The sequence below is a fragment of the Psychrobacter proteolyticus genome, from assembly GCF_038155145.1.
Classification (GTDB): domain Bacteria; phylum Pseudomonadota; class Gammaproteobacteria; order Pseudomonadales; family Moraxellaceae; genus Psychrobacter; species Psychrobacter proteolyticus_B.
The window spans coordinates 1-223 of sequence record NZ_JBAKAY010000117.1; the positions used below are offsets into that span (position 1 = coordinate 1).

The window sequence follows — 223 nt, forward strand, 5'->3', positions numbered from 1 at the left end:
GCCATCGCTCCTAGTCACCATTGATAGGTGGGCGCGATGGCTGTCTATTATATTTTTCACAAAAGCGCCCAATGCCAGAGATAAAATAGGCTAAAGCGCTTAAAATTTTTGGAGACTTATTATGATCAGTGTTTTTGATTTATTTAAAATCGGCATCGGCCCATCCTGTTCGCATACAGTCGGACCGATGGTCGCTGCAACCTTATTTTTGACCTCGCTAACT

General features: G+C 43.0%; 1 protein-coding gene. It reads left to right on the forward strand.

The features are described 5' to 3' along the window. Nucleotides 1–118: 118 nt before the first annotated feature. Nucleotides 119–223 (forward strand): serine dehydratase beta chain (locus V6252_RS13205; protein WP_425355884.1); only part of this gene is annotated, 105 nt, incomplete at its 3' end.